The 24,635-nt window shown below is 58.6% G+C and carries 22 protein-coding genes; 13 read left to right on the top strand and 9 right to left on the bottom strand.

What is annotated here, in order from left to right; translation table 11 throughout:
* Nucleotides 1–38: 38 nt before the first annotated feature.
* The 4 genes from HMPREF1287_RS05240 to HMPREF1287_RS05225 form a co-directional block, all read right to left on the bottom strand.
* The gene (locus HMPREF1287_RS05240) at nt 39–1,058 is read right to left on the bottom strand and encodes an LLM class flavin-dependent oxidoreductase (protein ID WP_005278049.1); all 1,020 of its coding nucleotides are present in this window, start codon (nt 1,056–1,058) and stop codon (nt 39–41) included.
* 167 nt (nt 1,059–1,225) lie between these two features.
* Complete coding sequence (gene brnQ / locus HMPREF1287_RS05235) at nt 1,226–2,644, bottom strand: branched-chain amino acid transport system II carrier protein (protein ID WP_023017117.1); 1,419 nt, start codon at nt 2,642–2,644, stop codon at nt 1,226–1,228.
* A gap of 204 nt (nt 2,645–2,848) precedes the next feature.
* Nucleotides 2,849–3,979, bottom strand: coding sequence for a MalY/PatB family protein (locus tag HMPREF1287_RS05230; protein ID WP_023017118.1), 1,131 nt, complete (start codon nt 3,977–3,979; stop codon nt 2,849–2,851).
* Nucleotides 3,980–4,030: 51 nt separating this feature from the next.
* Nucleotides 4,031–5,908 carry an ABC transporter ATP-binding protein gene (locus HMPREF1287_RS05225; protein ID WP_023017119.1) on the bottom strand — a complete coding sequence of 626 codons (1,878 nt, stop codon included), beginning with the start codon at nt 5,906–5,908 and terminating at the stop codon, nt 4,031–4,033.
* A 173-nt stretch (nt 5,909–6,081) separates the two neighbouring features.
* On the opposite strand from HMPREF1287_RS05225, the gene HMPREF1287_RS05220 reads away from it, so the two are divergent.
* A complete protein-coding gene (locus tag HMPREF1287_RS05220) occupies nt 6,082–6,630 on the top strand; it encodes a hypothetical protein (protein WP_023017120.1) in 549 nt (182 codons plus the stop codon).
* Complete coding sequence (idi, locus tag HMPREF1287_RS05215) at nt 6,627–7,172, top strand: isopentenyl-diphosphate Delta-isomerase (RefSeq protein ID WP_023017121.1); 546 nt, start codon at nt 6,627–6,629, stop codon at nt 7,170–7,172. The genes HMPREF1287_RS05220 and idi overlap by 4 nt, the downstream gene beginning before the upstream one ends.
* Nucleotides 7,173–7,180: 8 nt before the next feature.
* Here the strand turns inward: idi and HMPREF1287_RS05210 are convergent, their stop codons facing one another.
* Nucleotides 7,181–8,443 (bottom strand): carboxylesterase family protein, encoded by a 1,263-nt coding sequence (locus HMPREF1287_RS05210; RefSeq protein WP_034654162.1) that lies wholly within the window; start codon nt 8,441–8,443, stop codon nt 7,181–7,183.
* 55 nt (nt 8,444–8,498) lie between these two features.
* Here HMPREF1287_RS05210 and HMPREF1287_RS05205 point away from each other — a divergent pair, with 55 nt between their 5' ends.
* The 5 genes from HMPREF1287_RS05205 (at nt 8,499) to HMPREF1287_RS05185 (ending at nt 13,637) form a co-directional block, all read left to right on the top strand.
* Nucleotides 8,499–8,684, top strand: coding sequence for a hypothetical protein (locus tag HMPREF1287_RS05205; RefSeq protein ID WP_232218816.1), 186 nt, complete (start codon nt 8,499–8,501; stop codon nt 8,682–8,684).
* Nucleotides 8,677–8,952 carry a hypothetical protein gene (locus HMPREF1287_RS05200; RefSeq protein ID WP_023017123.1) on the top strand — a complete coding sequence of 92 codons (276 nt, stop codon included), beginning with the start codon at nt 8,677–8,679 and terminating at the stop codon, nt 8,950–8,952. Before HMPREF1287_RS05205 ends, HMPREF1287_RS05200 begins: the two co-directional genes overlap by 8 nt.
* Before the next feature lie 151 nt (nt 8,953–9,103).
* Nucleotides 9,104–10,936, top strand: coding sequence for a long-chain fatty acid--CoA ligase (locus tag HMPREF1287_RS05195; RefSeq protein ID WP_023017124.1), 1,833 nt, complete (start codon nt 9,104–9,106; stop codon nt 10,934–10,936).
* Between the two features lie 225 nt (nt 10,937–11,161).
* Nucleotides 11,162–11,842, top strand: coding sequence for a hypothetical protein (locus HMPREF1287_RS05190; protein ID WP_005278077.1), 681 nt, complete (start codon nt 11,162–11,164; stop codon nt 11,840–11,842).
* Nucleotides 11,843–12,200: 358 nt separating this feature from the next.
* Entirely contained in the window at nt 12,201–13,637 is a 1,437-nt protein-coding gene (locus HMPREF1287_RS05185) for a hypothetical protein (protein ID WP_023017125.1), read from the top strand.
* 93 nt (nt 13,638–13,730) lie between these two features.
* Here the strand turns inward: HMPREF1287_RS05185 and HMPREF1287_RS05180 are convergent, their stop codons facing one another.
* The 4 genes from HMPREF1287_RS05180 to HMPREF1287_RS05165 all read right to left on the bottom strand — a co-directional run bounded on the left by HMPREF1287_RS05180 (nt 13,731) and on the right by HMPREF1287_RS05165 (nt 18,543).
* Complete coding sequence (locus HMPREF1287_RS05180) at nt 13,731–14,672, bottom strand: hypothetical protein (RefSeq protein WP_023017126.1); 942 nt, start codon at nt 14,670–14,672, stop codon at nt 13,731–13,733.
* A 164-nt stretch (nt 14,673–14,836) separates the two neighbouring features.
* Nucleotides 14,837–15,991: an ATP-binding protein gene (locus HMPREF1287_RS05175; RefSeq protein ID WP_034654297.1), complete on the bottom strand. Its 1,155-nt coding sequence runs from the start codon at nt 15,989–15,991 to the stop codon at nt 14,837–14,839.
* A 108-nt stretch (nt 15,992–16,099) separates the two neighbouring features.
* Nucleotides 16,100–17,158 carry a CNNM domain-containing protein gene (locus tag HMPREF1287_RS05170; protein WP_023017128.1) on the bottom strand — a complete coding sequence of 353 codons (1,059 nt, stop codon included), beginning with the start codon at nt 17,156–17,158 and terminating at the stop codon, nt 16,100–16,102.
* A complete protein-coding gene (locus HMPREF1287_RS05165; protein ID WP_023017129.1) occupies nt 17,158–18,543 on the bottom strand; it encodes a hemolysin family protein in 1,386 nt (461 codons plus the stop codon). The genes HMPREF1287_RS05170 and HMPREF1287_RS05165 overlap by 1 nt, the downstream gene beginning before the upstream one ends.
* Before the next feature lie 149 nt (nt 18,544–18,692).
* Here HMPREF1287_RS05165 and hemW point away from each other — a divergent pair, with 149 nt between their 5' ends.
* The 6 genes from hemW (at nt 18,693) to ybeY (ending at nt 24,630) form a co-directional block, all read left to right on the top strand.
* Entirely contained in the window at nt 18,693–19,832 is a 1,140-nt protein-coding gene (hemW, locus tag HMPREF1287_RS05160; protein WP_023017130.1) for a radical SAM family heme chaperone HemW, read from the top strand.
* A gap of 163 nt (nt 19,833–19,995) precedes the next feature.
* The gene (hrcA, locus tag HMPREF1287_RS05155; RefSeq protein WP_023017131.1) at nt 19,996–21,036 is read left to right on the top strand and encodes a heat-inducible transcriptional repressor HrcA; all 1,041 of its coding nucleotides are present in this window, start codon (nt 19,996–19,998) and stop codon (nt 21,034–21,036) included.
* 81 nt (nt 21,037–21,117) lie between these two features.
* On the top strand, nt 21,118–22,278 hold the full coding sequence (dnaJ, locus tag HMPREF1287_RS05150; RefSeq protein WP_023017132.1) for a molecular chaperone DnaJ: 1,161 nt from the start codon (nt 21,118–21,120) through the stop codon (nt 22,276–22,278).
* Nucleotides 22,278–23,021, top strand: a complete 744-nt coding sequence (locus HMPREF1287_RS05145) for a 16S rRNA (uracil(1498)-N(3))-methyltransferase (RefSeq protein WP_023017133.1) — start codon at nt 22,278–22,280, stop codon at nt 23,019–23,021. Before dnaJ ends, HMPREF1287_RS05145 begins: the two co-directional genes overlap by 1 nt.
* Nucleotides 23,022–23,031: 10 nt before the next feature.
* Entirely contained in the window at nt 23,032–24,009 is a 978-nt protein-coding gene (locus HMPREF1287_RS05140) for a PhoH family protein (RefSeq protein WP_023017134.1), read from the top strand.
* Nucleotides 24,010–24,630 (top strand): rRNA maturation RNase YbeY, encoded by a 621-nt coding sequence (gene ybeY / locus HMPREF1287_RS05135; RefSeq protein WP_005278097.1) that lies wholly within the window; start codon nt 24,010–24,012, stop codon nt 24,628–24,630.
* The last annotated feature ends 5 nt before the right edge of the window (nt 24,631–24,635 follow it).

The following is a 24,635-nucleotide window of genomic DNA, read 5'->3' as shown; positions in this document are numbered from 1 at the left end:
AGCCCAACGCGACGCTGTGTAGCGCAGCGAGGCGGGGTTTAGCGCGGGGTGCCCGCCACGTTGGCGGGATCGAGCTGCCAGCCCTCGGCCAATACGTGCATGTTCTTGATGACGTTCTCGTGCGAGCTGGACTGCAGGGAAATCATGAGCTCATCGGCCTTGGCGTGCTCTTGGAACTTCTCCAGGTATTCGGTGACTTCCTTGGTGGTGCCAACCGCGGAGTAGCGCAGCATGTCCAGGATTTGCTGGCCTTGGTAGGACTCGATGATCTGCTCTACCTGCTGGTCGGTCAAGTACTTGCCGCGGCCGGCGAAAGACTTCACGCGGTTAAAGCACACGCGCTCGTACTCAGCTTCTGCCTCTTGCATAGTATCGGCGGCGGTGACGTTGACACCGGCGATGACGTAGGGCTTGCTAAACCGCTCGGAAGGCTGGAAGTTCTCCCGGTAGTAGGTCGTTGCTTCCTCGAGGTGCTGCGGGGCGAAGTGGGAGGCAAAGGCGTAGGGCAGGCCGAGCTTTGCCGCGAGCGAAGCGCCGAACATGGACGAGCCCAGAATATAGATAGGAACGTTCGTATTGGCACCGGGAACCGCGCTGACCCCAGGAATATAGGCCTTGCCCTCCAGATAAGCGTTGAGCTCTTTGACGTCTTCTGGAAAACGCTCGGCGGATTGACCATCGCGGCGCAGCGCACGGCCCAAGGTATTCATGTCCGTGCCGGGGGCACGGCCGACACCTAGGTCGATGCGCTCTGGGTACATCTCCTCCAATGTGCCGAATTGCTCGGCGATGACATACGGCGAGTGGTTAGGTAGCATCACGCCGCCGGAGCCCAACCGGATGCGCTCCGTCTTAGCGCCGATGTGCGCGATGAGGACGGCGGGCGCGGAGGACATAATGGACTTCATATTGTGGTGCTCGGTGTACCACATGCGGGAATACCCCAGCTTTTCGGCTTCCTGGGCCAATTCCACCGACCGGTTAATGGATTGGGCAGGGGTTTCACCGTCATAGATGGTGCAAAAGTCCAATACGGAAAGTGGCGCGTGATCAGTCATGGGAAAATAATCCTTTTTCTCGCGGGGATAGTACCTATAGTGCAACGGTGCGCGGGGCGGCGCTATTCCGTGCTTCTTGTGCGTGGAGTGCGCCCGCAAACAGAAACCCCGCCGTGGAACCCGGGGAATGCGGGTCGACGGCGGGGCAGAGAAGGAGAGGGGGGAGCTTAGCTCTTAGGCGATGCCGCTGCATCGAGCGGGGAATCGACGACGGCATCGTCGTCGGCATCGGCCGCCGCTGTCACGGAGTTGGAGTGCTTCTCGCCGGCCTTGGTAGAGATATCGACAATCAGGCTAATGATTGCCGCGATGGCGGTAGGCACAATCCAGCCGAGATCAACGGCTTGGCCGGGCGCCAGCGACAAGATGGGATCCAGGACGTCGGTTGCCCAACCCTGCGCGGAAATGACGGTCAGGGCGGACCAGATGACCGATACCCACAGGGCAAGGCGGTAGGTCCAGTAGAACACGACGGACTTCTTTACCGCCGGCTGGATGAGCGTGAGCAGGATGAGGGAGATGGCCGGTGGGTACAGGAAGGTGATGAACGGAACCGCAATGGACAACACGGTGTCGAGGCCCTGGAAGGCGAAGAGGATGGACATCGCGGTAAAGATGCAGGCCCACAGGTGGTAGGTCGTCTTAGGCACCAGCATCTCGAAGAACGCGGAGGTCGCGGTGATAAGGCCCACCGCGGTGGTCAGGCAGGCGAGGACGACGATGGCGGAGAAGAGGGCCTGGCCGAAGGTGCCCATGGTGAGATTGGCGGCCTCGGCAAGCAGCGGCGCACCTGAATCATAGGACTGGCCATCGGGCAAGGTCTGGCCCACCCAAGCCAGCCCCAAGTAGATAGCGGCAAGCAGGGCGCCGGCGACGAGCGCCGCGGTGATGGTGCCCTTCACCAAGGATTTTTGGGTCTTAAAGCCCTTAGAGCGCAGGGAACCCACGATGACGATGGAAAAGGCGAGGCCGGCGATGGCGTCCATGGTGTTGTAGCCCTCGAAAAGGCCGGTGACCATGGGGGAAGAGGTGTAATCCTCGGTGGGCATCTGGGGATCGCGCGGGTTATTCAGTGCCGCCAAGGTAATGAGGACCACTAGCAGCGCAACCAGGGCCGGGGTGAGGAATTTGCCCAGCGTATCGATGATGGAATTGGGCTTCCACGCCAGGCCTAACGCGATGAGGAAGAAGACGGTATTGAATAAACCGCTGGCCAGGGTGCCTTTCCAACCCAAAAGGGGAGTGATCGCCGTTTCCATGGAGACCGCGCCGGTGCGCGGGAGCGCGTAGAAAGCGCCGATAGACAGGTAGGCCATGGCGGAAAAGACGACGCCGAAGATAGCGCCGCCATTCGCGCCCAGGTCGCGCACGGAGCGGCCGGAAATGGCGACCGCGATGATGGCCAGGACGGGCAAGAGTACGCCGGCGGCGAGGAAGCCCAGCACGGCGGGCCAGAAGTTGGTGCCGGCGGAAACGCCCACCATCGGTGGGAAAATGAGGTTGCCGGCGCCGAAGAACATCGAAAAGAGCATCAGCGAGGCAATTACAACAGTGGCCTTGCTCTTGGCAGTGGTGGGGGTAGCCATCTTGGCTCCTTAATATTGCGTACTAAAACCATCTGCCGCACCGGCGCCGTGGTGGCGGGGGCGCGAACGAGAATGTGAATTCTGTAGCCCTATAGGGGCTATTCGTGTAATGAGATATTACTGCCCACCTGTTGAGAAATCAAAGCATGGTGAAAATACAATAAAAGCCCCAGTGCGTGCGCAATGGGGCGGGATGGCTGGGAACTAATCGAGCTCGGCGAAGGCCTTTTCCATGCGGTCGAGTGCCTCACCTAGGATTTCGCGAGAGGTGGCGAAGTTTAACCGCGCGTGGCCGGGGCCGCCGGTGCCAAAGGTATCGCCCTCGTTGAGCGCGACGCGGGCATTCTCGCGGAGCCACTTAGCAGGCTGGGGATTGCCGGCGATAGCGGTATCGGAAAAGTCTAGCCACAGCAGGTAGGTGGCCTGCGGCTGCAAGGTCTTCAGTCCGGGGATGCGCTGCGGCAGTTCTTCTACCAGCCAGTCGCGGGTCTCGCGTAGGTATTCAATTTCCTCGTCCAGGAAGTCCCCACCGTGGCGGTAGGCGGCCTCGGCTGCAAGCACACCTAAGGTGCCGGTACCGTCTTTGGCCACGCCGGTAAGTCCGTTCCATTTCTGGGCATCGGCAGCATTGGAAAAGATGATCTGCGCGCACTTGAGGCCCGCAGTATTAAAGGCCTTGGAGGTGGCGGTGACGGTGATGGTGCGCTGCGCTGCTTCCTCGCTAAGCGATGCCACCGGGATATGCTTTCCTTCATACACCAGCGGGGCATGGATCTCATCGGCCAAGATCCGGGCATCGTATTTCTCCGCCAACTCCACCAACCCGCGGAGGTAATCTTCCGAAAAGACGTGGCCGTGCGGGTTATAGGGATTGGCCAAGAGAATGGAACCGGCGCCGTCCTTGAAAGCCTGCTCGATCTCATCTAACTCGAGGCTGGTCTCGATTTTTTCCCGCCCCGCCGTGCGGGGAAGTTCCAGCAGTGGTGGGTAGGAAGGCACGGGCACGATGACAGGGGAATCATCGCGGGTAAAGTACTGCACGCTGAGTAAGAGCCCGCGGACGACATCGCCTATCCAGAAGATGTGATCGGCGTTGGGGCGCCAGTCATAGCGCTCCGCATAGAAATCCGCGACCGCCTCGCGCAGCCCCGAGGCCTTGGGGGAGGGGGTATAGCCGAAGGTTTCATTGTCCACCATCTCCTGCACCGCCTTTTTGACGGCGGGAGCGGTGGGGAAATCGGACTCCGCGATCCACAGCGGAAGGACCTCCTCATCGAAGACGGTCCATTTGCGGGTACCGCGGGCTTGCAACTCTTCTAGGCTAGGAAACTGCATGCACACAAGCTTAACGCTTTAAACGCAGCAGTCCCAGTGGATTTATTCACTTTATTTTTCGTGCTCGCTGTGGGAATTGGTGCCGGTGACAAAGCCGTACTTTTTGAGTCGACGGCGGTCCGCGGCGGAGCTGGATTGAGTGAGTTTGAGTAGTTCGGCATAAATGCCGCCGGATTGCGCGAGCTCGGCGGGCGAGCCCATTTCCTCAATCCGCCCTGCCTCTAGGGTGATGATGGTATCCACATCCGCGATGGTGGACAGGCGGTGCGCGATGATCAGCGTGGTCCGGTTCTTCATCAGCTCATCCAGTCCGGCTTGGACGGCGCGTTCCGCCTTGGTATCAAGGGCGGAGGTGGCCTCATCGAGCACCAAGATAGGGGCGTCTTTAAGCATGGCGCGGGCGACTGAAACGCGCTGCTTCTGCCCGCCGGATAGCTTCAAGCCGCGCTCGCCGATGACCGTGTCATATCCATCCGGGAAGGCTTGGATGAAGTCGTGTGCATTTGCGCGCTTGGCAACGTCCTCGACCTCCTCCTGCGTGGCGCCGGGTTTTCCGTAGGCGATGTTTTCACGAATGGTGCCAGAAAATAGGTAAGACTCCTGGAATACTACGCCCACCGAGGCGCGCAGCCGGGACGCGCTGAGATCATCGATGCGGTGGCCCAAGACCACTAGATCGCCATCCGATGGATGATAGAGGCCGAGCAATAGGTTGACCAAGGTAGATTTACCGCCGCCGGATTCGCCGACTAGGGCAACCTTGTGGCCCTCATGCGCAGTGAAAGAGATGTCTTCTACTACGGGTTTTCCTTCTTCGTAGGAAAACGACACGTCATTAAAGGCAAAGACCGGCGCGCCGGGGGTGGCCTCCAGCGGGGCTATCGGGGTGAGATCCAGCTCTGGGGTGCCAGAACCGGTGGTGGCAGCAACGAGCTCGCGTGGGGCAGTGGGCTCGATTTCTTCCTCCATGACATGGAAATAGTCGCGGGAGCCCGCGATGGCGCGCTGGGCGGTATCGACGATCCAACTCATCATGAATACCGGCTGCTTGGTTCCGGCCACCATCTGCAGCAGCATCACCATGTCACCGATGGAAAAATATCCCTCGAGCGTGCGCCAGAAGATGACGGCGTAGATGCCCAAAAAGATGACCGCCATGGCCAACCCGCGGAAGGTATCCATGGTGTGCCACCAGCGCGATTGTGGCTTAGTGGTCTCGACCACGCCGCCGTAGTGCTGGGCAAAATGGTTGAGTTCCCGCGATTCGCTGACGAAAGATTTGGTGACCTTGACCTGGCCGATGACCTCTGCAAAGCGGCCGTTGGCGAGGTCAATGTGTTCGTTTTTAATAGCCTCGAATTCCTGCCACCGCTTAGATGTCAGGGCGGTAAGCCACATATACACGGGAAATAGCAGCGCAAGCAGGATAGTCAGCGGCCAATAAAACCACGCGGTAATGGCCAATACGGCGATGGTCTGGATGATCATCGTGAAGAAGTTATTGGCAAAGGACTGAATAAACTGCGTGATATTGGCGATAGAACGGTCGAGCCGGGCAATGATGGTGCCGGTGATCTGGTCATCGTAATAGCCCTGCGGCAGCGCCAAGAGCTTGGCAAAGTACCGATTGGATAAAATTTGACGTAGCCGGGAGACCATGACATCGCCGATATAGCCGCCGATATTATTGAACAGGGCCTTCGTGGCATCGGCAATAAACAAGGCTAAGGCTAAAAGCAGCACTGTGCGCAGGGCGCCTGCGGTATCGCCGCCAGACTGTACGGTCTCGACGATGACATCGGTGGCCTCCCTCGTTAAAAACGGTGCCACCAGCGAGACGAGGGCGGTGATAGTCGCGGTAAGCAGGACGCCGAGATAAAAGGGCCACAGGGCAGAAGCGCTGCGGACGATGCGCACTAGGGAAGACATAGGAAAATACTCGATTCAAATACGCGAAAGAAAGCAGCTAGGGAAGAGTGAAGCAACGGACAAGTATGCCACACGCCACGGCGCGCAGCCCAGATGCATACCTTGGGCGGGCTTTCGGCTAAGGTATCTGTGCAGAAATAAAGTTATCTTCGCGTGCAAAGGATCCATCCACGGTGAAAATTTCTCACACTTTAGGCGCAGGCGTGGTCAGCCTTCTCGCCGTGACCCTGGCCGGATGCAGCATTCTCCAGCCGGAAGAGACCGGGTTGGGGGACAATATCACCGTCTCCAGCTCGGAAGAAGCGCCTTATCAAGCGGAAGACACCGACGATAAGGAAGTTACTTCCAACCTGGCGAGCCCGGTAAAGGATGCCGGCCTCGGCGTTAGCTGGGAGCTGCAAGGAGTATATGCGGATAGTAATTCCGGCGGGTCCGTGGTGACCATTTTGCTCAAGAATGAAAACGAAATGGCCCTGCCCACTGATGCCTTCGACGACCCTGTCCTCGAACGCGCCGACGGCAATGGTGGCTGGTCTAAGGTGCAATCCCTGCCTTATGACCAAAACTCCGCGCCCGGGGTGGAACCACCGGGGCTTGATCACCCGCTGGGTGCGGGCGCCTCGGTCAACCTGCAATATCGCTACGATGTCGCGCCGGGCAACCTATGGAATGCCCGCCTGCATATTGGAAACGTCACCTGGGTGGGTGACCTGAACCTATGACGGAACGGGTAGTCCTGGCGGGTGCCGATGGAAAGGCCATTGGCACTGCCCTCAAATCCGAGGTGCATACCACCGACACCGCCTTGCACTTTGCCTTTTCCGCGTGGGTTACCTGCCACGGAAAAGTACTCATCACCCGCCGGGCGCTGAGCAAGAAAACCTGGCCCGGCGTGTGGACCAATTCTTTCTGTGGCCATCCTGGCCCGGGAGAGCCAACTGCCGATGCCGTCATTCGCCGCGCTGAATTCGAGCTAGGGATTCCTGCAGACGCGCTTTCTAACCTGCACGTGGTGCTGCCCACCTTTTCTTACCGTGCGGTGGATTCCTCCGGCCTGGTAGAAAATGAAATCTGCCCCGTCTATTGCGTAGAGCTTGATTCCCAAGCGCAGTGGCAGCCGAACCCGGACGAGGTCGACTCTTGGGAATGGGTCGATCCCGCCCGCCTCATCGCCGCGGCCGATGCGGTTCCAGCGGCATTTAGCCCATGGATGTGCGAGGAACTGGCAGAAGCCGAATTGCGCGCGGCGCTTCAGGCGCGATAGCTGGCCAACTAGTCTTCTTCATAAAACGCCGCCGCCACGTAATCCAGGGTGGCATAGGCAATGCGCCGATCCCCGGTATCCAAATCAAATTCGAGGACGCGGTGGTCGCTGCCATAGCGGGGAAAACCCGGCTCGCCGGTGGTAGCGAAGTGGCAGAGCCATTCGTTCAGCTCACAGTCGGTGCCGAATAGCGGATAGAGCTCATCGCAGTGCAGCGCTGGCTTGAGATTCCTCGTAAATTCCATCATCCAGGTCGGCCCCGGTGCGCCGCTGGCAACTTGCGCCGTCCAGCGGCGAACGAGGGAGTCGCCGATCATCCGGCCCATGAGACGGTCTGGGTCAACGTACTGCGCCAGCTGGCGCCATTGCGTGTAGCGGCCGTGCGGGAAGCCGAAGCGCTGGGAAAGATAATTGCAAATAAATTTGCCAAGGGCCATGTTATCGATGCGCTTGCCGGCCGGATGATCGTAAAACTCATCGCGAGTGGAGCTGACCACTATGGGAATATCAGCTAATTCGGATGCCCGCAGCGGTGCCGGGCCCAGGGCCAAGTCATAGCGGTGCTTCTTGCGGAACTTTTTGTAGCCCTTTTCTAAAGACTCGGGCGAAAGCGACTCCAGAGCGTTGCGTTCGATGGGTACCGAGAGGTACCTGTGCAATCCCGCCACGCGGTGCTCAAAGGTATCGCGGGGGTAGGCAGGCGATAGCGCGAGGACGCGCCGAAAAGCGCCGCGGTAGTGATCGCGCCGGGCAAGCCACAGGCTAATAGCCGCGCCGGCGGATTGGCCCACCAAGGTGATATTCGTTTTATCCCCGCCAAAGGATTCGATATTGTCTTGCAGCCACTCTAAAGCCAGCACGCAGTCATCGATCCCGCGGTAGCGGTCTGCTTCATCCTCAGCAAAGCGGGCAAATCCGGCTAGGCCCACGCGGTATCCCACCCGCACATGGATGATGCCCTTGCGGGCCGTTACCGTGCCTGGCACCCGCTCGTCCTCATGAGAGCCGCCTTCAAAACTTCCACCGTGGATATAGACCACCACGGGGCAATCCGCCGCGTTATCGGGGGCGGTGATGCTGAGAGCTACCTCATCCGGCTGCGGTGTGCGCGCATCCTGGTCGAGGGGCGTATCCAATGCCCGCGCCGGGGAAAAGCGGCTAGGGATTTCGCAAAAGCGCAGCGAATGAAAATAACAAAGGCCATCGCGGCTAAAACCGGTGATGCGGCCAGATGGGCTGGCAATGGTGACGGGTATCTGTGCGCTCGACATACCTGCCAGATTACCGTGGGCAGTAATATAAAGACCCATGGAGTGGTTGACTGACGTGAGCAGCGCATTTTCGCAGTTCTTGGTGCAGGCGCCTGTGTGGGTACAGATGATCATCGTGGTCATCGTCGTGGTTCCCATTATGATTGGGCTGGCCTGGTGCCTGATGTGGGCCGTGGACCGCAGCGCCGCCCTAATTTCCCAGTTTCACAAGCGCGGCACTACAGTAAAAGACCATGGCTGAACAACATTCGGAGGGCGCGGGCGATAACGCCGCGAGCGGCGACGTGCCCAGCGCCAGCTCGGATAGGATCCAGCCGGTCGATCCCCGCGAGGGCCTGTGGGATCCAGAGCGAAAAAAGGATGAGCGAGCTGCAACCACACCAGTTGCCGGCACCTCCCAGCCTGTTCGCCGCAAGCGCTCCCTGCCCAAATCCCGGGTCTCGCTCACGCTGTGGTCGATGATTGCGCTAGTTCTTATCGTTGCGCTCATCGGCAGCCTGTGGCCTTAGCGTGGGCCGGTGGTCTGCACCAATAAATGAGTCACCCTGATGTTATAAGCCCTGAGTGATTACAGCTTCGATCGTGGGTAAAACGCGTTGATAAGCCATCTGGTTGGTACAGTAGGCAGAGATTATTATTAGCTGTGCGAAAGGATATCGCGTGACCCTGCAACAAGTGCACACCCCGGCGGAATTTACCATTGAGCCGGGGGAGACCTGCCTCACCGCCCTGATGGATACCGCGAAGAAGCGCCCGCACGGCGTCATGTTTACCCGCCCAGCTAATTATGAGTGGGTCAATGTCACCGGTAAAGAGTTTATCGATGAGGTCTTTGAAGTAGCCCAAGGCTTAATCGCGCTAGGCGTGGAGCAGGGAGATCGCATCGCCCTGATTTCTGCTACCCGTTACGAATGGTCCCTGCTGGACTATGCCATCTGGGCCGCCGGTGCGGCATCGGTTCCGGTTTATCCTTCCTCGTCCGCCTCCCAGGTGCGCTGGATTATCGAGGATTCCGGGGCGGTGCTGGCGATTACCGAAACCCGCGAGCACTCCGAATTGGTAGAAAACTTGGTCCTGCAAGACGATGGGGAACCGAATCTGAAGGGCTCACCATCGCAGCTGCGGCGCGTATTAGAGATTAATTCCTCCGCCATCGATACCTTGAAATTCGAAGGCCGCAGCGTTGGCACCGACGAGGTGTCTGCCCGCATCGCCGCCACCAATACCGATGACCTGGCCTCCTTGGTTTATACCTCCGGCACCACCGGCCGCCCGAAGGGCTGCATCCTGACGCACCGGAACTGGCTCTCGGAAGCTAGGGCTCTGACCACCAATCCCATCGGCGTCTTCGCCGTGCCGGGCAGCCATACGCTGACATTTTTGCCCTTGGCCCACGTCTTTTCCCGCGCCGTATCGATTGCCGTGGCCATTCGCGGTGCCTCGCAGAACCACTGGTCCGATTTTTCCACCATCTCCATCGAGTTCGCCCGCTCTCGCCCCAACGTGATTTTGGGCGTGCCGCGCGTATTTGAAAAGGTCCGCAACTCCGCGGCATCGAAGGCGGCGGATTCTGGCATCAAGAGCTTCCTTTTTGAACAATCCGAAAAAATCGCCATCGAATACTCCAAGGCCCTCGATACGCCGGACGGCCCAGACCGCCTGCTGAAAATTAAGCACAAGCTCTTTGACAAGCTGGTGTATTCCACCATTCGCCAGGGCGTGGGTGGCAATGTTCGATACTGCATTACCGGTGGTTCCGCGATGGGCCACGATTTGTTGCACTGGTTCCGCGGCATCGGCATTCCCATTTTTGAAGGCTATGGTCTGACCGAGACCGCTGCGGCCGCGGCCGTGGACTACCTAGACCAGTCCATTGGTACCGTAGGCCCACCGCTGGGCGGAGTTACCTTGCGGATCAACGATGACGGCGAAGTCTGCATCAAGGGCGGCATGGTATTCGAGGGATATTGGAATAACCCCGAAGCCACAGAGGAAGCCTTTGAGGATGGCTGGTACAACACCGGTGACTTAGGAGAAATCGACGATGATGGCAAGCTCACCATCACCGGCCGCAAAAAGGACCTGATTGTTACCGCAGGTGGCAAGAATGTCTCGCCTGGTCCGATGGAGGATATTTTGCGCGGCCACCCGCTGATCTCGCAGGCCATGGTGGTAGGCGATGGCAAGCCGTTCGTGGGAGCCCTCATCACGTTGGACCCGGACATCCTCAAGCGGTGGAAGCTGGACCACAATATCCCAGAAAACCGCTCCATGAGCGATATTGCTACCGACGCCACCTTGCGCGCCGAGGTGCAAGACGCCGTCAACAAGGTGAACTCCACAGTTTCCCACGCGGAAGGCATTAAGAAGTTCTACATCCTAGAAAGTGACCTTACTGAGGATGAAAATGAGCTCACGCCAACGATGAAGGTCAAGCGCAACGTGGTGGCGCAACGCTATGCCAGCGCCATCGAGCACATTTACAAGCGTTAGAAAGAAACGAAACGGGTACACCCGGGGATTCTAATCCTCGGGTGTTTACTTTCTTGCAGGTCAATTAGGGCGCAACCGCGAACCTGCCATAAACCTGTGAAACGCTTCGGAGTGTCGCGCTCCCGCGGTGGCTGATCTGGCATAGAGTCATGAGTCGTCGCCGAAAACCTCAACCTCTACTAGAGGTTAGAAAATGAAAACTGCGGAAGGAGTGGCTCGAAGCCTATGCAGAAGATCGCCGCCGAGCTGCGTCACCGCGAGCTCACCCAGGAGATTTACAATATCGGCGACGAAGTCGCGGAATACCTCGAACACCTCATTGAAGCCATTGAGGATTGGGATGAGGAACTGTCCATGGACTGCTTGGCAGAGCTCGGCGATATCGTCGACGATGCTCGCGTGGACTCGGGGCGCTGCGTGGGTGAGCTGATTGGGCTTCGCCAAGCACTCGTGTCTGGTGTGCGATCTGGGACCATTTCTGCCGCTCCTTCTGGTGCGAATGATGCGGAGGAGCCAGAGCAGCTCACCCCGCGCCTGTTGGATGAGCGTTATCCCATTGCCAAGCCCATCGTCGTGCATGAATTGGCAGAAGCTCTGCGCCAGCGCACGCAGGCGGTAGCAGATTACCTGCGTGAAGTCGTGGACTACGTGCTGGCGCAAACCGATGCCGTCGCTCGCAACCTCGACATGGTCTCCCTGCCGCACCTGTACAAATGCACCGGAGAATCCGCACTCATTGCCGTACAGGCATGGAAGCACACCGTGCTCGATACGCACCCAGCGTACGTGCGCTCAATGCGTGGACATAACCCGCCGCAGTTCCTAGAAGAGCGCGCCCGCATTGCTGCGGTCGTAGAAAAAGTTCGCGCCAAGCGTGAGGCAGCCCGCAGGGCCACAACCGCATAGATTTTTAGACTTCCTTGCTTTAAGCAAGGGGATTTTAGCGGCCACCGAGATTCCCTCTCTCGGTGGCCGGTGTAGTTTTACCTCCTTTTAGGGGCGCTTAAGGGGACGAGCGTTAGGTAACCCTGAAAAAGTTTTTGGCTAACGGTGGACTAATTAATTTTCCGTTATTCCATGTGGGCGTGGAAAACCAATAAAGAACCATGATTAGCACCTTGAGGAAAACTGAAAAACTAACTGGAAAAGATTGTCATTACTGTGTAATGTTTCCGCCGTCTACATCTTTGTTGGCGGCGATGCCGTTCTCAGCGACGGAGTAGACATGAAAATCCGTATATTGCACAACACAAGGAGATTTCCGATGGGAGCACGCCGTTCTTCTCGCCTAATTGCCAGCGCAGTGGCTATCGCCACGTTCTCTGCTGTCACCGCCGTTCCGTCTTCCTTTGCCGCGGAAGATAACACCACCTTCGTCGAGGAAAAGACCACCGACAATACCGTTGACGTCAACGGTATTGAGTTTGATGAAGACGGCCACTTGCTTGAGGAAAGTAACGCTGGCGATGAAGCATTGGACGAGCTCGAAGCAGAAACCGATGAGTCTGCGGCCGATGTTGAAGATGCAGAATCCACCAAGCCTTCCTCCCTTGCTGAGCTCAAGCAGTCCGCAGCGTCCAATGAGGACGTCAACATCAAGGTGCTCCAGGACGAAAAGAAGGGCAAGCTTGTTTGCGAGGTAACCGATGCTCCTGGCAAGGAAGGAAACCTGCTCGACCTCAAGCTTGCCCTGGCCAAGTCTTTCTATGATGGCGGCGAGCAGATCCTAGAAACGGTGTGGGAGCTTCTTCCCGTCGTTGGGGACGTTGTCCCGGCGGAGTTTATGGAGAAGATTTCCGGTTTGACCTGGGAGGGAATCGAAAAGCTTGTGCGTAAAGGCGAGCAGGACAAGACCGTGACCTGGGATCTTTCTCGCGCACAAGGCATGGCCATTGGGCGGATTGACAACGCTGATGCGGATGTCGATCTAAAGGACCCTGAGGCGGCAAAGCGCACCGTATCTGGCCTCATTAAGTTCGCGGACGGGGTATTTGGCAGCGGCGCGAAGACCGTTCTTCAGCTCTTCAACGTAGCCGTGACCGTTGCGGGCTTGGTCCCTGGAGCGGGTGCGGCAAACCACCTGAAGCTCAGTGCGCAACAACAAAAAGCCATCGCGGATTCTTTGGGTACCATTTCTGAGCGGGCTTCCGACCTGGCTGCGGTGAACGCTCCGGCCGGTCAAATGTGCTCGGATATGTTGAACGGTAAGGAAGTTTCTGTTCAGTCCACCAGCGACGACACCGCGGAGTCCGCCGCAGCTTCTGCTGCATCCACCGCCACCGCCGCAGCATCGGCTGATGAGGAAAGCGAATCTAGCTCATCAACCAGCGAGAGTACGCCTGAAGAGCTTTCCGAAGAAGAGCCTGCTTCCCAGGGGACCGCCGAAGCCTCCGAGCCGAAGAATGAGGACGAGGATGCGCAAGAGGCTACCGACGAAGCAGAGTCAACTGCACAGGCTGAAGATGACGAGGCCAGTATCGAGGCGGATGAGGACGATTCTGACGCTGACGACGCAGACGCAGATGATGGAAAGAAGGAAGAAAGCCAAGCCCACAAGGCTTCTAAGGCCCCTTCCGCGAACGGGTTTTCCTTGGTCTCTGCTCTGGTAGGTGGCGGCACGGTACTGGGCCTGCTTTCTGTGGGCGATTACCTTTACAAGCATGGTTACCTGTCCAAGAACAGTCTTCCTTGGAACAAGTAGCCTCAACGATCGGCGCTACTAGACCTTAAGGGCGCGTTGCAAAGTTCCCGCGTTTTCTACCAAAGCGCGGGACTTTCGCGGTTTTCAGACCAATTAAGTCGCAGCGTTATTGCGATTGCGTTGCGACCGGAGGGAGTTTTGCCGTGCTGAAATGACCGAGGTGACCGCAGAGACAAAGCGCTGGGGGTGTTCTACAAGCCGGTGTGGGCAGTAGCGAAGCACCGTATAGCCGGCTGCGCGTAACCGGTTTTCCCGTAGGTGGTGGGCGGCGGTAGCGGGTGTGGAGAACTCTGTGTCGGTGATATGGGAGCTTTGTTCGCAGGAACAGGCCTCGACCTCAATGATGTAGGTGTTATTAATACACAAGGCGACCACTATTCCGGCAACGGCGGTATAGCGTGCTTGAAAGAACAGCGGCCATGGAAACTCCGCTTGGATAAGGAGCGCTCGGGCAAAGGATTCATAGGGCGACCGGGATAGCTCCGAGCAGTGGTGGATAACCTCGCGCACGGTGGAGCTATTGCGAACCCTGCCCATGCGGGCGTGTTCCTGTGTCATGTCCTCTTTTGTTATACCTGCTCGTAGCGCAGAATCAGCGGCGACAAGGCCGTTGCGGAAACCATGGTAGCGAGCGACATCGATAACCGCGCGCGCCTTGCTTACCGTCCGGGCACCGTCGACAGTGTCTGGGGCGGGAATAGTGGCCTTGCGGTAAATGCGATCCGGATGGCGGCGGTCTTTGTGCGGCAAGGAATTGCAAGGAAGGGCCATTTCCACTTTCTCTTCGGTGGAGGCAAGCACCCATAGCCCATGGACGCGAGCGGCTGATTTGGAAATGAGTACTGCGGTATAAGCACTGCGGGCGGCGGCAATGGCACGCAGACGCAGCTGGGCAGGCAGGGGTAGGCTGCGGTAATGATCACGGTGCACCGCGATGCGGGGTGCGAGTTTTAGGTAGGTGCCGTTATCGAGGTCGTGCCAAAAGGTGGGATGGTTCTGCCGGATGGAAGGAATATTGGTTAGTGCCTGGTTCATGCCACCGAGCACATACGAAGGGCAGGCTGCCCGCCAGGAGAATGCGCGCAGGCTGTGGAATTCTTATTGAATCTTCACTAAGTGTGAACTGTGATGCTCTAGTGGTGCCACGAACTTAAGTTATCCACACTGGTGGCATGTTTGGGTTGCGTGACTGAGCTTGATTAGTGCGGATCGATTACCAAACTAGCGGCATGCTCGCGCAAGTAATCTCGAAGATAGGGCAGGGCAAAATCTACTTGGCCACTGGAGGGTGTTTCGATTAGCTCCGAGTCAAGCAAGCGGCGCCGATAATTGGATGCATATTGCGAGCTTTTCCCTAGGCGGCCCGTGATGTCACTCATGGATGAGGGGCCATCGTCTTGAGCCATGTGGAGCAGGAACGTCCGATCGATGGGAGAGAGCTCCGCTAGGGCCGGCTCACGGACTAGCTGCCCCAGCTTTCGGCGCGCTTTGGAAATTCCTTCCTTCGCAGCCTCGGGCGAAATCGTATTATTTGTTCGGAAGCGGAAAGCCCATAGGCCAACGAGCTGAATCATGAAGGGGTATCCCTGGCAAGCGGACACGGCTGAATTCAGTGCGCCCGAGTCCCAATTAACCTCTGTTTCTTCTACCGGAGCCTCGAGTGCTTTCCGGACGTCTGTATCCGCCACGCGGTCTAATTCAATACGGTTCGCACGACGAAGAAAAGTGACAGGGTTAGAGCCATCTTGGCTGGCCAAAAGCGTTTTAATCGAGGAGGGAATCCCCGCCATGACGACGGCGATATTTTCCCCTTCTCGCACGAGGTGCTGGATAGTAGCGCCAAAATCAATTACTTCATTGCTGCGCTGGTGGTGCATTTCATCCAAAGTAATGAGCACCCCGGTGGGATCGCTGTGGGAAATGCGGTCAAGTTTGCGCTGCGCATGGAGGAGGTCTTTCAAAGCCTTCCTTAAGGGATAGGCTTCCGCGGATAATGTTTTTGGATCCCACTGCATTCCGATGCCCAATTGAAAAAGGTGCAGGTTGAAGCCTTTTAGTGCTGTGCGGTTGAGATGAAGGGTATTAATAATTTCAGCACGGAGCCGTTCCGCAAAACCGGCAGATGCCGTGTCATTAAGGATGCGCCAACCGCGATCTGACGCGGTGTCTTCGAAAGCATTGAGCAATACCGTCTTGCCGATACCGCGTGGACCCACGACGAGGGAAATGCGTTCATGGGATCCGGGGCCATCGTCCAAGGCATAAGCGAACTCCTCAATGGAGTCTTTACGGCCAGCTAGGTAGGGAGGCGTGGCTCCAAGCGTGGCGGTAAACGGATTCTTCCGGTGGGTCACAGTCCAAGTGTAAAACACCGCACTTGTGTACGTTTGTTTATCTTTTGAATTTTGTTTATAAAACTATTGGGAGCCGAAACCAACGGGTGGTTGGTTTCGATGAGGACGCTATACCGCTGGGGGAGGGGTGACCTTGTCCAGCTGCTCGGTAATCTGCGGCCACAGCTGGCCCATGATGTCATCCCAGGTAAGGATCCACACGGCCTTGTCCTTATCCGCCTTGCCCACGACGACGAGCTGCTCATTGCGGGCGCGCATGTGATCGAGCGTCTTTTGCACGGTGGTGGCAGAAGAGACGGAGATCGGGGCGCGGGAGAATTCGAGGACTGGGGTATCGGGATCCGCCATGAGGGTATCGCGTACGTGAACCACGCGGGGGACGCGGGAATCCTTGGGGAAGACGAGCACGCGCATAATGTTTTTGCGCAGGACAAGCTCTTGGAGCTGTTCCACCGTGGCATCGGAAGGCAGGGGCACTACCTCGGAGCCGTGGGCGCGCGCCATGGAGCCCACCGTGGAGTTCTCCAGCTCGATGACATCGGAAATCTGATTGGCGGAATTATCGTCGAGGGCGCCCGTTTCACGGGAGTGCTCGACCAAGGTGCGCAGCGTTTCGGCGTCGTAGCCGGCGGCACCGGCGCGATCCACCGGTTCCTCGCCCGTCATGGCCACCAATTTATTGGCCATTGTGTTAATCCACTTCAGCAGTGGACGGAAAACCCACACGAAACCGCGGGCGGGAATGGCAATGACCTGCAGGGCGGATTCTGGGTGGGCGATGGCCCACGATTTGGGCGCCATTTCACCCAGCACCAAGTGCAGGAAGGTGACGATGAACAGGGCGAGGATGAAGCTGGCGACATCGGCAATGCCCAGCGGCAGGCCAAGGGCCTCCAGCGGGGTCATCAAAAGGTGGTGCACCCAAGGCTTGGTCACGGCACCGAGGACGAAGGTGGCGGCGGTGATGCCTAATTGCGCGCCCGCCAGCATGATGGTCAGCTCATTAAGCGAGCGCAGCCCGGCACGGGCGGTGCGCGAGGTCTCTGCGTTTTCTTCGAGCCGGTTGCGGCGCGAGCCCATGAGGGAAAACTCGATGACCACGAAGAAGCCGGATGCGGCAACGATAAGCAGCGTGACGATGAGGTTGAACCACCATGTATCGGTCATTATGCCTCCTCCTCTTCGTCGTTGGCATGAACGTAATCTTCAATGAGCTCGATGGCGAGGGAGGAAGGCACGTGGCGGTCCACGTCGTCCACACGCATGCGAATGGAGCGGGTGGGCGCTTCATCCTGATCCACCCAGTCGTCCGGCTCTGCCTCCAAGGCGATGGTGTGGACCTCGCCTACCTCTGGTAGGGCGCCGGCGTGCGCAATAAGTAGTCCAGCGATGGTTTCAAAGTCACCCTCTGGAAGATCGTGGCCAATGGCGCGCTCGATCTCATCCAGCGGCGTATCGCCATCGACCAGCCAGTGAGATTCGTCCTGCTCGGTGATTTCTTCGGTTTCCTCGATATCGTGTTCATCGGTGACATCGCCCAAGATCTCTTCGGCCAAGTCTTCCATGGTGACGATGCCAACGAATCCACCGTACTCATCGATGACGCAGGCCAGCTTTTGTTCCTCGCCGCGCAGCTCATCGACGACATCGGGAAGCGGCATGAGTTCCGGAACCACCAAGGGCTCGCGCATGATGGTGGTTGCGCTGGTGGCGGGAGGAAGATCAGAGCCCAAGACATCGAAAAGATGCACCACGCCGATGGGATTGTGCTCATCATCGATGACGGGGTAGCGCGTGTGGTTTTCGGACATCAATTCGCGCACTTCGCCCAAGGTGGTGCCGGGGTCAATCACATCCACGCGGGAACGGGGAATCATGGCGTGCTCGACGTCGTGTTCGGGAAAGTCGAGCAAACGGTCCAAAACCATGTAAGTATCCTCATCCAAAACGCCGGTTTCGTGCGAGGAATCGACGATGGATTCGAGATCGTCAGCAGTAGCGGAAGAATCGACGTCTTCTACCGGCTCGATACGGAATAGCTTCAAAATCGCATTGGAGGAGTATTCGAAAAAGCGGATGAGCCAGCCGAAAATGCGCAGGTACCACTGCGTGGAGGCGGCTAGGCGCAGCGCCGTTTTCATGGGCGCGGCGATGGTGTAGTTCTTGGGGAAAAGCTCCGCAAAGAGCATCGTGGCGATGGTAGAAATGAAAAGCGCCGCGATGGTGCCGATAGCCACGGATACGCCGGTGGGAATGCCCACGCCGCCGAGCAGCACGCCCAGGCCCTGACCCACCAAGGGCTCTGCCACATAACCAATGAGCAGGCCGGTAATGGTGATGCCGAGCTGCGCACCGGAGAGCATGAAAGAGGTGCGCTTGGTGATGTCGAGCGCGCGCTGGGCGGATTTATCCCCTTCAGCAGCCATGGACCGCAATTGGGTGCGGTCCACGGACATGAATGAAAACTCTTGCGCCACGAAGTAAGCATTCGCGACGATGATGAGCCCGATGACGACAAAGCCTGCCAGGATCATCGCAATAGCCGATAACATGATTTACTCCCCACCGCCTATAAGGTGGCGGGGACATCGACTGGGAGGCTCCACTGAAGGTACCTTTCTATACGCGGGAAGTTGGCAATATACTACATGTTTAACACCCATTTCGGCCATTTTGTTCCCCTCCTATTAGGGTTTGATTCATGACTGAACCATTCGGGCTGTATATCCACGTTCCCTTTTGCGCCACCCGCTGCGGTTATTGCGATTTCAATACCTATACCCCCGGCGAGTTGGGCAGCCCGCGCGATCTCACCGGTCCGTACCTCGACGCCCTGGACAAAGAGCTGGAGATGGCCGCTGGCCGCGTGGGGCGCACCGCGGATACGGTCTTCATCGGTGGCGGCACGCCCTCGCTCCTGGGCGGTCAGGGCCTGAGCCGCATCCTGGATACGGTGCGTTCTACCTTTGGGCTTAGCCCAGGTGCCGAGGTCACCACCGAGTCCAACCCGGAGTCCACCTCGCCGGAGTACTTTGCCGCGCTTGCCGATGCCGGCTTTAACCGCATCAGCCTCGGCATGCAGTCCGCCTCGCACAGCGTGCTCCAGGTGCTCGAGCGGGCCCACACCCCCGGACGCGCCTTCGCCGCCGCGCGTGAGGCCCGGGAGGCAGGCTTCCAGCACGTCAACCTCGACATGATTTACGGTACGCCCACCGAAACCGACGATAACGTCCGCGAGACCTTGGACCGCGTGCTCGAGACCGGCGTCGACCACGTCAGCGCGTACTCGCTTATCGTGGAAGACGGCACTCGCATGGCCCGCAAGGTGAACAAGGGATTGCTGCCCGCCCCGGATGAAGACGTGCTGGCCCGGCGCTATGAAATGATTTCTTCCACCCTCGAAGACGCCGGCTTCGAGTGGTACGAGGTCTCCAATTGGTCGCTGCCCGGCGGCGAATGCGAGCACAACCGCATCTACTGGGTGGACGGCAACTGGTGGGGTGCAGGGCCCGGTGCGCACTCCCACCTAGGCGACGAGCGCTTTAATAACGTCAAGCACCCTAACCGCTATATCCAAACGCTAGGAAACGGCGAGCTGCCCATCAAAGATAGTGAAACCCTAACGGGTGCCGATCGTCACATGGAGAAGGTGATGCTCGGCCTGCGCCTGCGCGAGGGCATCCCAGAATCCTGGCTCGATGCCCACGCTGCCCCGGCATTGGAGGGCTTCATCGACCGCGGCCTGCTCGAGCGCGCCGGCCAGCGCGTGCGAGTGACCAAGCCTGGGCGCCTGCTTGCCGATGGCATCGTCTCAGATCTCCTCATCGCCGAAGAGTCCTAGCCGCCGTCAGAAAGTTCTTATATTCCCCTCTGAACCACCAAAACCCCTTATTCGGGCTTATTCTTGTTAGGCTTTTAAGATCGGCACTGGATTTACGCTGTATTTATAGAGAGACGCCGGCACATCGACGGAAACTAACCCGCAGAGAATAGGAGCACTCGAAGTGTCCACCTCAACTGATGCCCGCCGCAAGGAGGTCCTGCGGGCCATCGTTGCGGATTACATTGCCTCCCAGGAGCCTGTCGGTTCCAAAACGCTGGTAGAGCGCTACCGGCTGGGCGTTTCTTCCGCGACCATCCGCAATGACATGGCCGTGCTGGAATCGCAGGGGCTGATTTCGCAGCAGCATGCTAGTTCTGGGCGCGTTCCCACGCAGCAGGGCTACCGGCAGTTCGTTGATTCTCTGCACGAGGTCAAGCCGCTTTCTACCCCTGAGCGCAAGGCGATGCTGAACTTCCTGGAAGGCGGGGTAGACCTCGAAGATGTGCTGCGCCGCTCCGTGCAGCTTTTGGCTCAGGTCACTGAGCAGGCGGCCGTGGTGCAGTTGCCCAATTTGAAGGTCTCGCGCGTTAAGCACTGTGAGGTGGTCACGCTATCTCCGGTGCGGGTGCTGCTGGTGTTGATTACGGATAATGGCCGCGTGGATCAGCGCAACGTGGAACTGGATGAGGTCATTGACCAAGACCAGACGTATCGCCTGCGGGACATCGTCAATAATGCACTGGTGGGCAAGACGCTTACTGATGCCTCCGTGGAGCTCGCCCACCTCGTCGATGACGCCCCGCTGGATATTCGCCGCCACGTGCTCAAGGTGGCGACCACGCTCATTGAAACCTTGGTGGAGCAGCCTTCCGATCGCTTGATTTTGGCGGGGACTTCGAATCTCACCCGCGTCGCGCGCGAATTCCCGGAAGGACTGCCCAAAATTATCGAGGCCTTGGAAGAGCAAGTCGTCGTGTTGAAATTGCTGGCACGCGTACCGGACCTGGGCAATGTTTCCGTGGTGATCGGCGACGAAAATGAAGAGGATCAACTGCGCGATGCCTCCGTCGTTGCCGCCGGGTATGGTTTTGGAACCGGGGGACAGGCGGCTACGCTTGGCGGCCTTGGCGTGGTGGGGCCGACCTTTATGGACTATTCGGGAACAATCTCTAAGGTCTCTGCTGTTGCACAATACGTGAGTGAAATTTTGGCCGGCGAGTAGTGCGAGTAGACTAGCCGGTCGCTACATAAATTTTTGCAAGGTAATACCAACAAGACGATCGAGTAAGGAATATCTCTAACAGTGGCTCGTGACTATTACGGCATCCTCGGTGTTGATAAGGACGCAACGGACCAGGAAATTAAGAAGGCGTACCGCAAACTGGCCCGCAAGTATCACCCGGATGTGAACCCGGATGATGAGGCAGCGGCGGAGAAATTTCGCGAGGCCTCGGTTGCCCAGGAAGTTTTGTTGGATCCGCAAAAGCGCCAGATCGTCGATATGGGCGGCGATCCCATGGAGCAAGGCGGCGGTGGCGCTGGTGCCGGTGCCGGCGGATTTAGCGGCTTCGGCGGCGGTGGCTTAGGTGATATCTTCGCCGAGTTCTTCGGCGGTGGCGCCGGCGGCGGATCCCGCGGGCCTAAGTCGCGCGTGCAGCCCGGCAACGATGCCCTCCTGCGCACCCGAATTACCCTGGAAGAGGCTTATACCGGCCTGAAGAAGAAGGTCACCGTCGATACCGCGGTGCTGTGTGATTCCTGCGGCGGCACCGGCTCGAACTCCAAGTCCAAGCCCGTCACCTGCGATAACTGCAACGGCATGGGTGAGATCCAGGAGATGCAGCGCAGCTTCTTGGGCAACGTGATGACCACCCGCCCGTGCCCGAAGTGCCAGGGCTTTGGCGAAATCATTGAGGATCCCTGCAACCAGTGCGCCGGCGACGGACGCGTGAAAAAGCGCCGCGACCTTACGGTCTCTATCCCGGCCGGCATCAACGATGGCATGCGCATCCGCATGGCCTCCCAGGGCGAGGTCGGCCACGGTGGCGGGCCTGCAGGTGACCTCTACGTGGAGGTGCACACGCAGGAACACGAGGTCTTCCAGCGCAATGCGGATGACCTGAACGTTACCGTGCATGTGCCGATGATCGATGCTGCCCTGGGCACCAACTTCACCATCGACCAGCTCAACGGCGAAGAGCTCACCATCGATATCGAGCCGGGCACCCAGCCGGGCGAGTCCATCAAGATCGAAGGCGCGGGTATGCCACGCCTGCGCACCGATGGTTACGGTAGCCTCTTTGCCCACGTAGACGTGGTGGTTCCTAAGGATTTGGACCGCAAGAGTCGCGAGGCTCTGGAAAAAATCCGCAATACCCGCGATGAGGGCGCCCGCGTGCGTACCGCTAGCGACGGGCAGGAAGACTCCTTTTTTACCCGCCTGCGCGATAAGTTCCGCCGCTAATGTCGCTGCCCGTCTTCATCCACCCAGATCTCGGCGCCGTCGCGGCCGGAGACAGCATTTCGTTGTCGGGGCCTGAGGCGCGCCACGCCGTAACGGTCAAGCGGATGCAGCAGGGGGAGAAGCTGGCGCTTATCGATGGCACCGGTATCCGCCTTACCCTTACTGTCACCGAGACCTCGGGCAAGGACCACTTAACCGGTACCGTCGACTCTGTCACCCACCTTCCGGAGCCGCATCCGCGGGTCACTGTGGTGCAGGCGATTCCTAAATCAGAGCGCGCCGAGTTGGCCGTTGACCTGGCTACCCAAGCCGGGGCGGATGAGATCATCGCTTGGCAGGCGGATCGCTGCGTGGCCAAGTGGGACGGGAAGAAGGCTCCGAAGGCCGTGGCCAAATGGCAGGCCGCCGCCGAATCGGCCGCAAAGCAATCGCGGCGAGACCGCATCCCGCAGATTCGCGGTCCTCTGACTACCCGCCAATTGGTTGCGGAACTGACAGAACGCGCAGGATCAGCGAGCGTGCTAGTCCTGCACGAGGAAGCCACCGAGTCTATCCGCACGGTGGACTTGCGCGGTGAGGTCTTCCTTTTGGTTGGCCCTGAGGGCGGAATTGGGGAAGAAGAGCTGGCAACACTGCGCGAGGCAGGTGCCGTTCCCATCAAATTGGGCCCAGAGGTTTTGCGCACCGCCAGCGCGGCGATGGTGGCCTTGGCGGCTATCGGCATGCGGACTGAGCGCTGGTAGCCTATTAGACGTGCCTATCATCACCAAGAAATGTGAGATCGATTCCGCGTATGTCAGCAGCGTATTGGGCAGCGCGGACGATAACCTACGCGTGCTCAATGACCGCCTCGATGCGGACCTTTTTGCCCGCGGCAATATTGTCACCGTCACCGGCCCCGATTACGAGGTAGCCCGCGCGGCGAAGATCCTCGATGAGCTCGAGGTCATCGCTAGGCGCGGCCATGCCGTATCTACCGATACGGTCAAGCACACCATGGACATGGTCGCTGTAGAGGCGCCGCAGTCGGTGGCAGCGGCGATGGCGGCGGACATCGTCAAGCGCCGCGGCAAGTCCATCCGCCCCAAAACCGTGGGGCAATCCGAATATGTGCAGGCCATCGATAATAATACGGTGGTCTTTGGCATTGGCCCGGCCGGTTCCGGCAAGACCTATCTGGCAGTGGCGAAGGCCGTGCAGGCCCTGCAAAATAAGCAGGTCTCGCGCATTATCCTGACCCGTCCGGCAGTCGAAGCGGGCGAAAATCTAGGCTTTTTGCCGGGTACGCTCAATGACAAGATCGACCCGTACCTGCGCCCGCTCTATGACGCGCTGCGGGACATGTTGGATCCGGAGATGATTCCCAAGCTGATGGATGCCGGCATCATCGAGGTCGCCCCGCTGGCGTATATGCGCGGGCGCACGCTCAATGATGCTTTTGTCATCCTCGATGAGGCGCAAAACACTACACCGGCGCAGATGAAGATGTTTTTGACCCGCCTGGGCTTTGGTTCCACCATAGTGGTCACCGGCGATATCTCTCAGGTGGATCTCCCGCGCGGCCAGGTTTCCGGCCTGCGCATTGTGCGGCGGATTCTCAATAACGTGGACGATATCCACTTTGCGGATCTCAGCGCCCAAGACGTGGTGCGCCACCAGCTGGTGGGCCGCATCGTGGATGCTTATGATTCCTTTGATAATAAAAACGCCGCGGAAAACGAGGGGGAATAAGTGAGTATCGAATTTCTCAATGAGTCGGGTTTTGATGGCGTCAACGAGGAGATGCTTATCGATGTCGCCTCTTATACCTTCGGCGCCATGGACATCAATCCCGCTGCGGAATGCACCATTACCTGCGTGGACCTGAAATCCATCGAGGATCTGCACATCCGCTGGATGGATCTAGAGGGCCCTACCGATGTGATGAGTTTTCCCATGGATGAACTTACCCCCGGCGCCACTTCTGGTGGTGGGCGCCCCGATGCCGCCGATCCGGGCCCTGCCATGCTTGGCGATATCGTATTGTGCCCCGAGTTTGCCCTGCGCCAGGCCGATGCCGCCGGGCATTCGCTCGGGCACGAGCTCGCGCTGTTGACGGTGCACGGTTGCCTGCACTTGCTGGGCTACGATCACGCCACCGCGGCGGAGGAAAAGGAAATGTTTGCCCGGCAGAATGAGCTGCTGGCGGATTGGTACGATGACCTCGCTGCTCGCGGGAAGAGCTACCAGCCAAAGCCATCGGGCCCGAAGGCCTTTCCGGATGCTGCCGAGCGCGCACGCCTTGATGAGCAGGTGCCTGGTGGCGGAATTCCTGCCATCGGGGAACCACGCGACGAGGAACCCCAAGAATAATTTCG

This window comes from Corynebacterium sp. KPL1986 (assembly GCF_000477975.1).
GTDB lineage: Bacteria > Actinomycetota > Actinomycetes > Mycobacteriales > Mycobacteriaceae > Corynebacterium > Corynebacterium accolens.
Note: the sequence above shows the minus strand (reverse complement) of the source record. Positions and strands in the feature narration are given on the sequence as shown.

Bases quoted from the DNA above. Each gene is read 5' to 3' on its own strand.
- HMPREF1287_RS05240 (WP_005278049.1), bottom strand. From the start codon at position 1,058: ATGACTGATCACGCGCCACTTTCCGTATTGGACTTTTGCACCATCTAT.
- brnQ (WP_023017117.1), bottom strand. From the start codon at position 2,644: ATGGCTACCCCCACCACTGCCAAGAGCAAGGCCACTGTTGTAATTGCC.
- HMPREF1287_RS05230 (WP_023017118.1), bottom strand. From the start codon at position 3,979: ATGCAGTTTCCTAGCCTAGAAGAGTTGCAAGCCCGCGGTACCCGCAAA.
- HMPREF1287_RS05225 (WP_023017119.1), bottom strand. From the start codon at position 5,908: ATGTCTTCCCTAGTGCGCATCGTCCGCAGCGCTTCTGCCCTGTGGCCC.
- idi (WP_023017121.1), top strand. From the start codon at position 6,627: ATGACGGAACGGGTAGTCCTGGCGGGTGCCGATGGAAAGGCCATTGGC.
- HMPREF1287_RS05210 (WP_034654162.1), bottom strand. From the start codon at position 8,443: ATGTCGAGCGCACAGATACCCGTCACCATTGCCAGCCCATCTGGCCGC.
- HMPREF1287_RS05200 (WP_023017123.1), top strand. From the start codon at position 8,677: ATGGCTGAACAACATTCGGAGGGCGCGGGCGATAACGCCGCGAGCGGC.
- HMPREF1287_RS05190 (WP_005278077.1), top strand. From the start codon at position 11,162: ATGCAGAAGATCGCCGCCGAGCTGCGTCACCGCGAGCTCACCCAGGAG.
- HMPREF1287_RS05185 (WP_023017125.1), top strand. From the start codon at position 12,201: ATGGGAGCACGCCGTTCTTCTCGCCTAATTGCCAGCGCAGTGGCTATC.
- HMPREF1287_RS05180 (WP_023017126.1), bottom strand. From the start codon at position 14,672: ATGAACCAGGCACTAACCAATATTCCTTCCATCCGGCAGAACCATCCC.
- HMPREF1287_RS05170 (WP_023017128.1), bottom strand. From the start codon at position 17,158: ATGACCGATACATGGTGGTTCAACCTCATCGTCACGCTGCTTATCGTT.
- HMPREF1287_RS05165 (WP_023017129.1), bottom strand. From the start codon at position 18,543: ATGTTATCGGCTATTGCGATGATCCTGGCAGGCTTTGTCGTCATCGGG.
- hemW (WP_023017130.1), top strand. From the start codon at position 18,693: ATGACTGAACCATTCGGGCTGTATATCCACGTTCCCTTTTGCGCCACC.
- HMPREF1287_RS05145 (WP_023017133.1), top strand. From the start codon at position 22,278: ATGTCGCTGCCCGTCTTCATCCACCCAGATCTCGGCGCCGTCGCGGCC.